Consider the following 12,723-nt stretch of genomic DNA (forward strand, 5'->3'; position numbering starts at 1 on the left):
GGCGGCGGGCTACGTGCGCTGCGCCTACAGCCCCGAGTAGGAGTGCAGGCCGTTGAAGAACTGGTTCACGATGGTGAAGTTGAAGACGACGCAGAGGTAGCCGACAACCGACAGCCAGGCTGCGCGGGTTCCGGTCCAGCCGCGCGTGGCGCGGGCGTGCAGGTAGCCGGCATAAACCACCCAGATCACGAAGGTCCAGACTTCCTTGGTGTCCCAGCCCCAGAACCGTCCCCAGGCCTTCTCGGCCCAGATGGCGCCGAACATGAGCGTGAAGGTCCAGCCGACAAAAGCGATGGCGTTGATCCGGTACGAGAGGTTCTCGAGGCTGAGCGCGGACGGCACCAGGCGCATGAAGCCCAGCTTGTCCCCGCCGCCGGCGGCAACGGTCTTCTGCCGGTGGGCCTGGACCAGCTGCAGGGCGGACATCGCAAAGGTCAGGGTGAACAGTGCGGAGGAGATCACCGCGATGGAGACATGGATGATGAGCCAGTAGCTCTGCAAGGCGGGAACCAGGTGGCCCACGGGCGTCCAGAACGCCACGGCGGCCGCGACGAGCATGATGACGGCCAGGCCGATCACGAAGGTGCCGAGGAAGCGGAGGTCGCGACGGATCAGCACCAGCAGGAAGACGGCCACGGCCACGAAGGCGCCGGTGGTGAGGAACTCGTACATGTTGCCCCACGGCACCCGGCCCGCACCGATGGCGCGGGTGATGACGCCGGCGGCGTGGATCGCCGCACCCAGGACGGTCAGGGCGACCGCAACCCGGGCCGGGACTCGGCGTTCGGCGTCGTACTGCATGCCGCCGTCGGCAGTCCCGCCTATTCCGGCACCTCCCGCGGATGCGCTGCGGGAGACGGACGACGACGGACGCTCGGCGCGGCCCACCGGCCCGGCCACGTCGGACTCGGCGCGGTCAACGGCACCAGCGGACCCGACGCCGGCAGCAACCGGGACGCGGGAGGTCCCGGGACCGGTGGCACCCGAAAGCTCCGCGGCTTTGAGGTCCACCGCGCGCAGCACCTTGCTGCTCTTGGCCAGGTCCCAGGCAAACGCGATGAACGCCACCGTATAAGTTCCGGCCGCGAGGAGCATGAACAGCTCGCTGTACTGGCCCATGGTTTCGTTGATGGGGAGCATTACGAATCCTTCTTTGACTCAGGCGAGCCGGCTGATGACGGGATGAAGTCTGTTTCGGGATGGTCCTGGGAGGCCGGCTCGCTGCTGGCGCCGGGCACGTCCGCATCCGCCCGGTCATTATCCGCCACCGCGCTGGGAGCTGACTGGGAGTCAGTGGTGGACCCGGTCCCCCCGGGTTCGGAGGCAGCGTCGGGACCGGCATCGCGGAGCTCCCATTCCTCCACGAGCAACGCCCGGATCCTGGCAGCTTCGCCGGCGAGCCCGTGGTCCTCGCCGCGGGCCAGCAGGCCGTATTCCACCATGGTGCGGCCGTCCGCGTGCGTTCCGGTCCGCACCCAGACGCGGCGGCGGCTGACGTACAGGGATGTCACCAGGCCGGCGACCGCCAGGAGCGCGAAAATCAGGGCGTAGAGCTGGCCCGGGTTGTGGTGGATGTCGACGCCCACGTAGCGCTTCACGCCGTCGAAGCTGATCGAGCCCTTGCCGTCGGGCAGTGTGTAGCTGGCGCCGGGCGTCAGCGTGATGCCGCCGGCGTCGAGGTTGCGGGCGTTGAGCGGCGTGAGCTTCTCCACGTCGAGCTCGAAGACGTTCTGCGGGGCGCCGTCGTCCAGGCCGAGGTCTCCGAAGTACGAGTTCAGCGTCAGCTGGGGGTTGATCAGCTCCGGATCGCCGCTGAAGGACACGCCTTCCTCGGTGACGAAGGCCGTGGGCAAGAAGAAGCCGGCGAACGCGAGCTGTTCGGGTTTGGCGTCCGGCACTTTGATGACCGCCGAGGAGTAGTAGTTCTCGCCCTGGAGCTTGGCGACAACCGGGCCCTGCATGGCGATGTTCCCGGCGCCGTCGCGGATGGTGACGACAGGAGCGTAGCCGTTGCCGGTGAGGTACATGCTGGTGCCGCCCAGGGTCAGCGGATCATTGACCTTGAGCACCTCCTTCTTGGCAGGCGCGTCCGGGGACTCCTTGGTGGTCACCTCGGCCTTGAAGTCGATGGGCTGGCCGAATTTGCCCTGCGATTCACGGTCGAAGGTGATCTGGAACTTGTCCAGCTGGACCGAGTAGGGCTGTAGCTGGCTGCTCTGGAAGTTCGTCCCGGGCGTGAACTGGTCATAGCCGACGAGGGTGTTCACGAACGTGTCGCCCTCCACCAGGATCCGCTGCCCGCTGTAGCCGAACAGCCCGCCGATGGCGACGGACACCAGCACACCGATCAGCGCAGTGTGGAAGACGAGGTTGCCCACTTCGCGCAGGAAGCCGCGCTCCGCGCCAAGGGACGGGCGCGCGCCGTCGCTGTCCCGGACATCCACCCGGTAACCGCGCTTCTTCAGCAGTCCGGCGGCCTCGGTGATGGCTTGCGACGCCGGGATCCCGGCGTCGCCGGGGATGACCAGCGTGCCGTACTCGGGCAGGCGGGAGAGCCGTGCCGGAGTGCGCGGCGGCTGGGAGCGCATGGCCTTGTAGTGCGCGATGGCCCGGGGAACCACGCAGCCGATCAGGGAAATGAACAGCAGGATGTAGATGGCGGAAAACCACGCCGAGGAGTACACGTCGTACAGCTGCAGCGTGTCCAGGAGCTTGCCGTAGTCCGGGTGGTCCTTGATGTACTGGGTGACGGTGGAGGGGTTGGCGGGCCGCTGCGGGAACAGCGAGCCGGGCACCGCCGCGACAGCGAGCATCAACAGGAGGAACAGTGCAGTGCGCATGCTGGTCAGCTGGGTCCACGCCCAGCGGAGCATGCCCAGCGGTCCGAGCGCGGGCAGGACAGCTTCCGCCTTGGCGGCAGCGGTGCGCGTGCCGTCCGGGACGGGTTTGCCGTCCGCGCCCTTCATACCGGCGGGGTCTGCCGTAGCGGGGGCGTCGGGCGGGTTGCCGGGGGCCGGGGACTTCTTCTCTACGTTCACTCGCTCGCTCATCAGATCGGCAATTTCACATCGGTTTGGAACCAGTACTGCAACCCGGAAACCCAGGTCCCCCACACGCCGCTGGCCATCAGCAGGCCCAGCACGATCAGGATGCCGCCACCGGTGCGCTGGATGGCGAGCCGGTGCTTGCGGAAGAAGGACATCACACCGACACCGCGGCGCACGGCCAAGGCAATCAGCAGGAAGGGGATGCCCAGGCCCAGGCTATATACGAAGGCCAGGAACGCGCCTTTGGCCGCTGAAGATCCGCCGGAGAGGCTGAGGAGCTGCACCGCGGAATAAGTCGGCCCGATGCACGGCGCCCAGCCGAGTCCGAACGTGATGCCAAGCAATGGTGCACCCCACAGCCCGGCCGGCGGCTTGGCATGGATCTTCGCGTCGCGCTGGAACCAGCCGAACCCGCCCATGAACACGACACCCATGATGATCACCAGGACTCCCAGAACCTGGGTGATCCACCTGTTCTCCGAGCCCGTGATGAGGGTCCCCAGCTGGCCGAAAGCGCCGCCGAGCAACACGAAGATCACCGAGAAGCCCAGGACGAAGAGCCCGATGCCTGCCAGCATGCGGCCGCGCTTTTGCTTCTGGAGGTCGACGCCGGTCAGCCCGGTGACGTAGCCCAGGTAGCCCGGGACGAGGGGCAGCACGCAGGGCGAGAGGAAGGAGACGAACCCGGCCAGCAGCGCCACCGGGATGGCCAGCAGGAGCGAACCGTTGAGGATGGCTTCGGCGAAGGGACTGTTCATGGTGGCAGGCCGCTACTCTGCCACGGCAGCGGCGATAAGGGATTTGAGCGTCCCTTTCTGGATCTCGCCGAGGACCCGGGATGCGACCCGGCCCTGCTTGTCCAGCACCAGGGTGGTGGGGACGGCCCCCGGGGGCACGAGGCCGGAGACGGCGAGGAGCACGGCGCCGTCCTTGTCGTTGAAGCTGGGGTAAGTCAGGTTGAACGTCTTGTCGAAGGCCTCCGCGGTGGCTTTCTCGTCGCGGAGGTTCACTCCGTAGAACTGCACACCCTGGCTCTGGAACTCCTGGTGCAGGGCCTCCAGCGAGGGCGCTTCCACCCGGCAGGGGGCGCAGGCGGCGAACCAGAAGTTAAGCACAGTGACTTTGCCCTGAAAATCCGCTGCAGCCACCGTGCTGCCGTCGAACAGCGTGCCGTGAAGGTCAACGGGGCTCTTGCGGTCCGCGGCGGCGAACTCCGTCACCGACCCGTCACCGGCGACGTAGTTCTTGTTGTCACCTGCCCTGGCCTGTTTGGCCAGCGCATCTTCCTGGGCACAGCCGGAGAGCCCCAGTACGACGGCGAGCGCGGCGCCGCCCGCCGTCAGGACGTTGCGGCGGCTCATAGCCGAATTGGCCGGCTGCGCGCCGGACCCTGGTGCGTTTTGTCCGGTCATGCTCAGGCCCCCGGGGTGCTTGACGCGCCGGGCAGGAGGGCGGCGGCGGGCTCGCTGTAGTCGACGCGCACGAGGTTGCCGGCGTCGTCGAACACGAGGGACGTGACCGAAGTCAGGGTGCATTCCCGCTTCCGCGGGTCATGCCAGAGCGGCTTGCCTTCGGCGCTGCGCCGGGTGGCCCAGATGGGCAGCTGGTGGCTGACCAGGATCGCCTCGGCGTCCCCGCCGCCTAGGGCGATGGCCCGCAGCCGCGCGTCCTGCACGGCGGCAATGACGCGGGCAGCCTGCTGCTTGTAGGGCTCCCCCAGGAGGGCCGGAAGGGGTTACGCAGCATCGGCCAGTGCTTCGGCCGAAGGAGTTCCGCCTTGGAGACGTGGAGGCCCTCGAAGTAGTTCGCAGCCTCGATGATCCGGTCATCGGTGGTGATTTCGAGATTGAGCGCTTCGGCGATGGGCTGCGCCGTCTCCTGCGCACGGGTCAGCGGAGAGGCGGCCACATGGACGATGTTGGCCCCTTGGGCTACGCGGTCCTGGAAGTGCTCCGCGAGCGTCAGCGCCATCTGCCGGCCAAGCTCGGAGAGGTGGAATTCCGGCATCCTGCCGTACAGGACGGCGTCGGGATTGTGGACCTCGCCGTGGCGGAGCAGATGAACGATGGCTTGGGGCATGTGTACCAGTTTCTCAAAGGGCAGCGTCAATGACGAAATCTTCTACAAGAGGTAGAACTGAAGAGTTTGAAGAAATGTTCCCTGCTGTTGGAATAAAAGATGCAAATGCATGTTTATACTGGGTGAAGCAGTTAGTTGAGACTTCAACGAATCGTTTCGACCAGCGATCAGACCTACCGCACAACCCAACCGACTCAAGGAGAAAACATCATGGCTCTTCCCGCCAACGTCACCACCGGCACCTGGTCCCTCGACAACTCGCACAGCGAGATCGCCTTCACCGTCCGCCACGCAGGCATCAGCAAGGTCCGCGGTCAGTTCAAGGACGCCGAGGCCACCCTCGAGCTCGCCGAGAACATCGCCGACTCCAAGGTGAACGCCACCATCAAAACGGCGAGCTTCGATTCCGGCGACGTCAACCGCGACGGCCACGTCCGCGGCGAAGACTTCTTCGACGTCGAGACCTTCCCCGAAATCTCCTTCGTGTCCAACACCATCGTCCCCAAGGGCGACGCCTACGAACTCCAGGGCGATCTCACCATCAAGGGCGTAACCCGCCCGGTGGCCCTGGAGACCGAGTTCAACGGCGTTGCTGTTGATCCGTTTGGCAACACCCGCGCCGGCCTGTCCGCCGAAACCACGATCAGCCGCAAGGACTTCGGTCTGACCTGGAACGCAGTACTTGAAGCGGGTGGAGTACTCGTCAGCGACAAGGTTGCCGTCAACCTCGAACTGGCCTTCATCGCTCCCGCAGCATAATCATCCGCTGCAGCGGCACCCCGCTTCATCCTTGGGATGGAGCGGGGTGCTTTGTTTAACCGCGTACGGGTGCGGTGAAGCTGCGGGGCAGCCGGCGAGGCTTCGTAGAACGCAGCCCCGGCGCCCGACCTCCCACCTGGTTGCCTCCGGCTTTGCCGACCAAACCAGGAATGGTTCCGACGTGCTGTTGACCGGGCTCAAATTCCCTAGATAACGGGGGTATCGCGGTCTACAGTGAGAGCCATGAGCAACCCTGATGATGTCCGGCCGCCGCAGCAGCCGGGTGCCCAGCCCCCGCAGCCCGGCAATCTACCGCCCACCGGCTCCGAACCGGCTCCGGCAGGAGCTCCGGCCGGCCCTCCGGCAGGAGCGGGATACCAGCCGCCGCAGCAGGGTCACTACGTACCGCCGCAGGGCTATCAGCCACCGCCGCAGGGCCACGGCCAGGCTCCGGGATACCAGCCGCCGGGGCAGCCCGGAGCGCCGGGGGGCTTCCGCTTCGAAATGCCTGCCGACCGGCCCCGGAACGTCAACGATGTTCTGCCCCAAGGGGGCTTCTCCGGCATGTTCAGCGTCGCCAGCATGCCGACCGAGCTGAAAGTGTCCTACTGGATCTGGCTCATCGGAGGTCTGCTCGGGCTGCTGGGTGGCGTTATTGGCCTCTTCGGATCCTTCGTCCTTCTTACCGTCGCTCCCGGCATCGGCATCGTGGTGCTGCTGCTCGTGCTGGTGGCGCTTGCGTTGGCCGCCGCCCAGTTCATCCTGGCCATGAAAATGAAGGAAGGCCGTGAATGGGCCCGGCTCGCCCTCACGATTCTGGCCGGCGTATCCCTGCTCCTGACCATCATCAGCGCCAGCGCCACGGACGGACGAAGCGGCAGCAGTTGGCCGGGCTTCATCATCAGCCTGGCGGCGACCGTGCTGATGTGGCTGCCTAATTCGCAGGCCTGGTTCGCGTCACTGCGCGGCCGTGTCTGACCGCCGGTGCGGCCGGAGGACCCGGCCGCACCGCTGAAAAACCGCTTCGCGGCGCCGAAAATGGTGCCCTGCCGGCATCCGGGTTCCGTCTGGGAATCCGTGGCCGAGAATACCTCTCGGGAATGATCCGCGCAGCGCTTGGTCCGCTGTACGGTTGAACTAAAACCATGCTGGGGGCAGGGCAGGATTACTGGTCCCGGTAGCCGATCCAGATCGACTTACAAAGGACCGACCATGAGTATTCCTCCAGTCCCGCCGTCAAACCCGGACGGTCCCATTCCGGGCGATCAGCCCGCGCCCCAATACGGTCAAAACGCACCCCAATACGGCCAGAACGCACCCCAGTACGGCCAAAACGCCCCGCAGTACGGCCAAAACGCGCCGCAGTACGGTCAAAACGCACCCCAGTACGGCCAAAACGCGCCGCAATACGGCCAATCACCCTATGCCCAGTACCCGGCAGGCCAGCAGCAATCGGGCGACGGTGTGCCGAAGCTCGTCAACATTGCCTTCTGGCTGATTGTCGGCTCCGGAGTGGTTTGGCTGCTCTCGCTCCTGCTGTCCATCGGCACCCTGGACACCCCCGCCGTGCGGGACATGTTCCAGGAGCAGATGGCGGCAAGCGGCGCGGACGTCAACTTCAATGAGATCAAGCCCTTCCTGGTCGGGACCATCGTCGTGTTCGCCCTGATCAGCGCGGCCCTTTACGCCCTCGTGGCGCTGAACGTCCGCAAGGGTAAGAACTGGGCACGGATTCTGGGCACGGTCTTCGCCGCGCTCTCGGTCTTCAGCCTGTTCCCGCTGAGCATCGGCACCCTTGCGGTGCTGGCCGGTATCGCGGGCATCGTCATGCTTTACCTGCCTGCGACCTCCCCGTACTTCCGCAAGCAGCAGCCTTTCGCCAATCCCTACGGACAGCCGGGCGGCCCGTTCCAGAAGTAGACCGCCACCTCCGGCGCACTGGGCGCAGGAACCGGAACGTCAGACCCTAGTCTGCGTCCTCCGGATCCTGCGCCCTTTGTGCGTGATAGGCAAGGATCTGGAGCTCGGTCGCCATGTCCACCTTGCGTAGGTTAACGCCCGGCGGGACCTGCAGCATCACCGGGGCAAAGCTGAGGATGCTGCGCACACCGGCGGCAACAACGCGGTCGCACACGCTCTGCGCTACCGCGGCGGGGAGTGCCAGCACCACCATGTTCGTGCCCGTCCGCAACAGGACCGACTCGAGGTCCGCCGCGTCGCTGACCCGCAGCCAGCCCACTTCGCTGCCGACCACCATCTGGTCGGCATCAAAGATCGCGACGATCTCAAATCCACGGGACTCAAAGCCGCCGTACCGGGCCAGGGCCTTGCCCAGGTTGCCGGCGCCGACAATCGCAACCCTCCAGTCGTGCGTCAGCCCCAGCGCGGCGGCAATATTCCGGTTGAGGTATTGAACCTCGTAGCCCACCCCGCGCGTCCCGTAGGAGCCCACGTAGGACAGGTCTTTGCGCAGCGTAGACGAGCTGACGCCGGAGGCCTCGGCGAGGGACTCCGAGGAAACCCGGTCCACCCCCTCCGCCAGCAGGGTGGTGAGGGCGCGCAGATAAATTGTCAGCCGGGCCACGGCCGCGGGCGGAATCTGCTTAGAGGCAGTCCCGGCTCCCCCGGGCAAAGCCTCGGGAGATGAATCCAGCGAAGTCACTATCTGCTCCATTGCGTCGCGTTGTGCTTCCCACTCTAGAGCCCACGCAGTTCAGCCAACAAAGCAATGGCGCTCAGGACTGCGTGTCCAGCGCCCTTCGCAGGGTGCGGGCAAGCCGGACTTCGTCGATCTTCCAGAAATCCCGCTGAATGCCGTCGACGAGCACCACGGGAATCTCCTCGGCGAAGCGCTCCCGCAGCGCCGCGTCCTGATCGACCGACTGCTCGGTCCAGCCGATGCCGAGGGCGGCGGTGACACGCCCGACGGCGGCGCGCGCCTCGGCACAGAGGTGGCAGTCGGCTTTGGTGACCAGAACGACATCGGGGAGGCGCGCGGGCTTGGACATGGTTCCACCGTAGCCCGGCCGGCCATCCGGCGTCGACGCCCGGCCGTCGCGCTCCGGTCCGGTGCGAAAGGCCCCGCCCCGGCAGGAACTAGACTCGATGCATGCCCGAGGAGAAGTACGTCGCTGTGGCCACGAACCCTGTTGCATCGTCGCAGCACGGCGAAGCGGCCTTCTTCGACGTTGACAACACCCTCATGAAGGGCGCCAGCCTGTTCCACGTGGCCCGCAAAATGCATCAGCGCGGGGCGTTCACCATCCCGCAGGCGGCCGGCTTTGCGTGGAAGCAGCTCATGTTCGTGCTGCGCGGCGAAAACATGGACGACGTGCACGCCGTGCGCGACTCTGCCTTGACCCTGGCCTCCGGCTTCACGGTCGAAGATGTGGAGGCGCTCGGCGAAGAGGTCTACGACGAGATGATCGAATCCCGCATCTGGCCGGGTGCCAAGGCCCTGGCCGAGCAGCACCTCAGGGTGGGGCGCCGGGTCTGGCTGGTGACCGCCACGCCGATCGAGGTCGCCACGGTGATCGCCAGCCGGCTGGGACTCACGGGAGCCCTCGGGACCGTCGGCGAGATCCTGGACGGTTCGTACACGGGGCGGCTGGTGGGCGACATCCTGCACGGCCCGGCGAAGGCCGTGGCAGTCCGGGAGATAGCGCGGGTCGAAGGCCTGGACCTCAACCGGTGCTGGGCCTACAGCGATTCGCACAACGACATTCCGCTGCTGAGCATGGTGGGGCACCCCGTAGCGATCAACCCCGACGCCCGGCTCCGACGCCACGCCCGGGAAAACAACTGGCCTGTGTACGACTTCCGCGCCGGGCGGCGAGCCGCCACCCTGGGCCTCAAGGCTGCAACGCTCGGCGGTGCCATCTATGGCCTATGGCGGGGATTCTCCCGCTTCCGGGGCCCCACCCGGTGACCTGGGGCTGACCGGCTGCTTCCCCCGCGGCAGACGAAAAAAGATGCCCGCCGCCTGAAAGGCAACGGGCATCTCTTCCGCAGTTCGAAGTATTGCTACTTCTTATTGCGGCGCTGGTGGCGCGTCTTGCGAAGCAGCTTGCGGTGCTTCTTCTTGGCCATACGCTTGCGACGCTTCTTAATAACTGAACCCACGAAAGTTCCTTACCGGCTAGATGTAGTACCTGCCTGTTGGTAAGGGTCCGCGGGCTAAGCAGCAGACTGTACAACGGACAGGTTCTTACAATGACGTAAAACGTTCCTTAACAGGGTACCGCCTATCCGGGGCACACCATGACCGACGCCGCGGCACGGGGCCCGCGGTCGGGGTCCTCAGACCTACAGGTTTCAGGCAGTCCCGGTGTGACCGTCGACGACGGCACCCTTGAGATACTGTTCGACGGCGCTTTCGGGCACCCGGTACGAGCGGCCGAATCGGACGGCGGGCATCTCGCCGGAGTGCACGAGACGGTACACCGTCATTTTGGACACGCGCATGACCTCCGCGACTTCCGCCACGGTCAGGAATCGTGCATTGGAGAAATTGGCCTCCGGTGACATTTCTTTTATCCCTTTATTCAACAAGCGGCAGCCCCATCTAGATGACATGGCGGTGTGCCGATGCTGAGCTATCCAACAACCATGTGATAGATACTCTAGGTGCTCATGGTGCCCCTGTGAAAGAGTTCCGCAGTAATCCCGCCGGAGTTTCCGCAGGAATTGCGGAAACTCCGGCCTCACCGCGGAATCCGCGCCTAACTCCGGGTGCGGCGGGTCCGGGCCGACGCGGCCAGCTGCGCCAGCACCGACGCCGTCACTTCCCAGTCCATGCACGCGTCGGTGACGCTCTGGCCGTAGAGCAGGTCGTCCCGTCCCGCTGCGTGCGCCGCAACGTCCAGGTTCTGCGCCCCGCCGACCAGGAAGCTCTCAAGCATGACGCCCGCAATGGCGCCCGCCGACGCTCCCCCGGTTTCCAGCTGGGAACCGATTTCAAGGGAAACCTCGGCCTGGCGGTGGTGGCTTTTGCCGCTGTTGGCGTGGCTCGCATCCACGATCAGACGCGGATTCAGCTGCCGCGCGGCCAAGGCGGCGGAGGCAGCCTCGACGTCTGCAGCTGAGTAGTTCGGTCCCTTGCGCCCGCCGCGGAGAATGACGTGCGCATCCGGATTGCCGGCCGTCGCCACAAGCGCCGCCCGGCCCTCGTCGTCGATCCCGAGGAAAGCCTGGGCCGCGCCGGCGGCGCTGCACGCGTCCAGCGCGACCTGGAGGTCGCCGTCGGTCCCGTTCTTGAAGCCGACCGGCATGGAAAGCCCTGACGCAAGCTGCCGGTGGATCTGGCTTTCGGTGGTCCGCGCCCCGATGGCTCCCCAGGAGACGAGGTCCGCCATGTACTGGGGGCTGATCGGTTCAAGGAATTCGGTGGCCGTGGGCAGCCCGAGCGCGGTGACCTGCTGGAGGAACCGGCGGGCGGCCTGGAGCCCGGCGGCAATGTCGTGGCTGCCGTCGAGTCGGGGATCGTTGATCAGGCCCTTCCAGCCGACGGTGGTCCTCGGCTTCTCGAAGTAAGTGCGCATCACAATCAGCAGGTCTTCGCGGTGCTTCTCGGCCTGGCTGACCAGCCGGCGGGCGTACTCCAGCCCTGCCTTGGGGTCATGGATCGAGCAAGGACCGACAATCACCAGAAGCCGGTCATCGACGCCGTCCAGGATGGCGCGGACCTCGTCCCGGCCGCGTCCGACGACCTCGGCGGCCTGGGTGTCGAGCGGCAGCTCGGCCATCACGGCCTGCGGCGTGGGCAGCGGAGTGAACTCGCTGACACGGAGGTTGGACGTGGACTGCTGTGATTCGGGGGCTGCGTCGATGCTCATGTTCGGTCCTGTTCCGGGATGCGGAGCGGGCCCTGATCAGAACCCGCCGAGAAATGGCGAAGGGCAGAGAATGATCTCTGCCCTGTTGGCTCTGAAGGAAAGTTGGATGCGTGTCAGTTAGACGCGGGCCCCTCCAGAGCCAACGAAAAATACGCATACCAACGGTTTGTCATAGCCCCGACCATAGCCCCGGGAACGTCCCTGCGGCAAACCTGGCTGCGTAACATTGCACTGCGGCCGCCCGTTTGGTTTCCCGGAACTAGTTCCCGGCGCCCAGCCCGGCCGCCGCGTAATAGCCTTCGATGTGGTCCGCCACCAGCTGCGCTGCACGGCCGCCGTCGTGGTTGGCGATGGCCGCCAGGATGCCCCGGTGCTCCGCCCGGAGCCGCGCCGCCATGGCGTTCCAGTCCGGCACGTTCCCGGTGAGCCGGCCGGCGTAGTCCTGGATGGCTTCGCGCAGGGAACCCATCATGGCGCTGACCACGGCGTTGCCCGCCGCGTCCGCCAGCGCCAGGTGGAAACGCACGTCCAGGGCAAGGAACTCGTCGGTTCCGTTGCAGCCGTCCATCGCCTCCAGCAGCCGGGCGGCCTCGGCGAGCGCCGGAGACCCGGGCCGGGCCCGCGACGCCGCCCAGGACTCCAACAGCACCCGCGTCTCCACGATGTCCTGCACGGGCAGGTGCGAGGTGGCCACATGCAGGCGGAGGGCCGAACCCAGGGCTGCGGTGGGGTCGGCGATCACGACCGTGCCGGCGTCCGGGCCGGAACCCACGCCGGCGCGGAGCACACCCATGGCCTCAAGGACCCGGATGGCCTCGCGGACGGAGGTACGGGACACCCGGAGCTGCTCGGCGAGCGACCGCTCGGCCGGGAGCCGGCCCCCCACGGCCAGCTCCCCATTGGAGAGCTGCCCCTCGATCCACTTCAGGACAAGCTGGTGCGTTCGCATGGGCCCATCGTACTTGATGTGGTTGGACCACACGCCTAGACTGTGGTTGGACCAC

14 protein-coding genes and 1 pseudogene are annotated in these 12,723 nt (G+C 66.3%); 4 read left to right on the forward strand and 11 right to left on the reverse strand.

The genetic code is table 11. The features are described 5' to 3' along the window. Positions 1–24 precede the first annotated feature (24 nt). The 5 genes and pseudogenes from ccsB to OM977_RS16155 all read right to left on the reverse strand — a co-directional run bounded on the left by ccsB (position 25) and on the right by OM977_RS16155 (position 5,126). Complete coding sequence (gene ccsB / locus OM977_RS16135) at positions 25–1,140, reverse strand: c-type cytochrome biogenesis protein CcsB (RefSeq protein WP_264354907.1); 1,116 nt, start codon at positions 1,138–1,140, stop codon at positions 25–27. Next, positions 1,140–3,050 (reverse strand): cytochrome c biogenesis protein ResB, encoded by a 1,911-nt coding sequence (resB, locus tag OM977_RS16140; protein ID WP_264354908.1) that lies wholly within the window; start codon positions 3,048–3,050, stop codon positions 1,140–1,142. The genes ccsB and resB overlap by 1 nt, the downstream gene beginning before the upstream one ends. After that, the gene (locus tag OM977_RS16145) at positions 3,050–3,805 is read right to left on the reverse strand and encodes a cytochrome c biogenesis CcdA family protein (RefSeq protein WP_264354909.1); all 756 of its coding nucleotides are present in this window, start codon (positions 3,803–3,805) and stop codon (positions 3,050–3,052) included. The genes resB and OM977_RS16145 overlap by 1 nt, the downstream gene beginning before the upstream one ends. A gap of 12 nt (positions 3,806–3,817) precedes the next feature. Further along, positions 3,818–4,408, reverse strand: a complete 591-nt coding sequence (locus tag OM977_RS16150; RefSeq protein WP_264354910.1) for a TlpA family protein disulfide reductase — start codon at positions 4,406–4,408, stop codon at positions 3,818–3,820. Between the two features lie 53 nt (positions 4,409–4,461). Further along, positions 4,462–5,126, reverse strand: a pseudogene (locus OM977_RS16155) (histidine phosphatase family protein). A gap of 210 nt (positions 5,127–5,336) precedes the next feature. Between OM977_RS16155 and OM977_RS16160 the strand changes: the two are divergent. The 3 genes from OM977_RS16160 to OM977_RS16170 all read left to right on the forward strand — a co-directional run bounded on the left by OM977_RS16160 (position 5,337) and on the right by OM977_RS16170 (position 7,805). Then, the gene (locus OM977_RS16160; RefSeq protein ID WP_264354911.1) at positions 5,337–5,885 is read left to right on the forward strand and encodes a YceI family protein; all 549 of its coding nucleotides are present in this window, start codon (positions 5,337–5,339) and stop codon (positions 5,883–5,885) included. Positions 5,886–6,128: 243 nt separating this feature from the next. Then, positions 6,129–6,863 (forward strand): hypothetical protein, encoded by a 735-nt coding sequence (locus OM977_RS16165; RefSeq protein WP_264354912.1) that lies wholly within the window; start codon positions 6,129–6,131, stop codon positions 6,861–6,863. A 234-nt stretch (positions 6,864–7,097) separates the two neighbouring features. Further along, positions 7,098–7,805 (forward strand): hypothetical protein, encoded by a 708-nt coding sequence (locus OM977_RS16170; protein ID WP_264354913.1) that lies wholly within the window; start codon positions 7,098–7,100, stop codon positions 7,803–7,805. Between the two features lie 46 nt (positions 7,806–7,851). Here OM977_RS16170 and OM977_RS16175 read toward each other — a convergent pair whose 3' ends face one another. Together OM977_RS16175 and OM977_RS16180 are read right to left on the reverse strand one after the other, a co-directional pair. Then, positions 7,852–8,547, reverse strand: a complete 696-nt coding sequence (locus OM977_RS16175) for a redox-sensing transcriptional repressor Rex (RefSeq protein ID WP_264354914.1) — start codon at positions 8,545–8,547, stop codon at positions 7,852–7,854. Positions 8,548–8,620: 73 nt separating this feature from the next. Further along, positions 8,621–8,893 carry a glutaredoxin family protein gene (locus OM977_RS16180; RefSeq protein ID WP_264354915.1) on the reverse strand — a complete coding sequence of 91 codons (273 nt, stop codon included), beginning with the start codon at positions 8,891–8,893 and terminating at the stop codon, positions 8,621–8,623. 101 nt (positions 8,894–8,994) lie between these two features. Between OM977_RS16180 and OM977_RS16185 the strand changes: the two genes are divergently transcribed. Further along, positions 8,995–9,813 (forward strand): HAD family hydrolase, encoded by an 819-nt coding sequence (locus tag OM977_RS16185; RefSeq protein WP_264354916.1) that lies wholly within the window; start codon positions 8,995–8,997, stop codon positions 9,811–9,813. Between the two features lie 95 nt (positions 9,814–9,908). Here the strand turns inward: OM977_RS16185 and OM977_RS16190 are convergent, their stop codons facing one another. The 4 genes from OM977_RS16190 to OM977_RS16205 form a co-directional block, all read right to left on the reverse strand. Next, positions 9,909–10,007, reverse strand: a complete 99-nt coding sequence (locus OM977_RS16190; RefSeq protein WP_003792170.1) for a 30S ribosomal protein bS22 — start codon at positions 10,005–10,007, stop codon at positions 9,909–9,911. A gap of 192 nt (positions 10,008–10,199) precedes the next feature. Beyond that, complete coding sequence (locus OM977_RS16195) at positions 10,200–10,412, reverse strand: helix-turn-helix domain-containing protein (RefSeq protein WP_264354917.1); 213 nt, start codon at positions 10,410–10,412, stop codon at positions 10,200–10,202. 194 nt (positions 10,413–10,606) lie between these two features. Further along, a complete protein-coding gene (locus OM977_RS16200; protein ID WP_264354918.1) occupies positions 10,607–11,719 on the reverse strand; it encodes a 3-deoxy-7-phosphoheptulonate synthase in 1,113 nt (370 codons plus the stop codon). A 259-nt stretch (positions 11,720–11,978) separates the two neighbouring features. Next, positions 11,979–12,668 carry a FadR/GntR family transcriptional regulator gene (locus OM977_RS16205; protein WP_264354919.1) on the reverse strand — a complete coding sequence of 230 codons (690 nt, stop codon included), beginning with the start codon at positions 12,666–12,668 and terminating at the stop codon, positions 11,979–11,981. Between the last annotated feature and the right edge of the window lie 55 nt (positions 12,669–12,723).

The organism is Pseudarthrobacter sp. MM222, from assembly GCF_947090775.1.
Classification (GTDB): domain Bacteria; phylum Actinomycetota; class Actinomycetes; order Actinomycetales; family Micrococcaceae; genus Arthrobacter.

What these genes read in the sequence shown, in the direction of transcription:
- OM977_RS16150 (WP_264354910.1), bottom strand. Translation starts at nt 4,408, where the DNA reads ATGAGCCGCCGCAACGTCCTGACGGCGGGCGGCGCCGCGCTCGCCGTC.
- OM977_RS16180 (WP_264354915.1), bottom strand. Translation starts at nt 8,893, where the DNA reads ATGTCCAAGCCCGCGCGCCTCCCCGATGTCGTTCTGGTCACCAAAGCC.
- ccsB (WP_264354907.1), bottom strand. Translation starts at nt 1,140, where the DNA reads ATGCTCCCCATCAACGAAACCATGGGCCAGTACAGCGAGCTGTTCATG.
- OM977_RS16160 (WP_264354911.1), top strand. Translation starts at nt 5,337, where the DNA reads ATGGCTCTTCCCGCCAACGTCACCACCGGCACCTGGTCCCTCGACAAC.
- OM977_RS16205 (WP_264354919.1), bottom strand. Translation starts at nt 12,668, where the DNA reads ATGCGAACGCACCAGCTTGTCCTGAAGTGGATCGAGGGGCAGCTCTCC.
- OM977_RS16145 (WP_264354909.1), bottom strand. Translation starts at nt 3,805, where the DNA reads ATGAACAGTCCCTTCGCCGAAGCCATCCTCAACGGTTCGCTCCTGCTG.
- resB (WP_264354908.1), bottom strand. Translation starts at nt 3,050, where the DNA reads ATGAGCGAGCGAGTGAACGTAGAGAAGAAGTCCCCGGCCCCCGGCAAC.
- OM977_RS16195 (WP_264354917.1), bottom strand. Translation starts at nt 10,412, where the DNA reads ATGTCACCGGAGGCCAATTTCTCCAATGCACGATTCCTGACCGTGGCG.
- OM977_RS16200 (WP_264354918.1), bottom strand. Translation starts at nt 11,719, where the DNA reads ATGAGCATCGACGCAGCCCCCGAATCACAGCAGTCCACGTCCAACCTC.
- OM977_RS16170 (WP_264354913.1), top strand. Translation starts at nt 7,098, where the DNA reads ATGAGTATTCCTCCAGTCCCGCCGTCAAACCCGGACGGTCCCATTCCG.
- OM977_RS16185 (WP_264354916.1), top strand. Translation starts at nt 8,995, where the DNA reads ATGCCCGAGGAGAAGTACGTCGCTGTGGCCACGAACCCTGTTGCATCG.
- OM977_RS16165 (WP_264354912.1), top strand. Translation starts at nt 6,129, where the DNA reads ATGAGCAACCCTGATGATGTCCGGCCGCCGCAGCAGCCGGGTGCCCAG.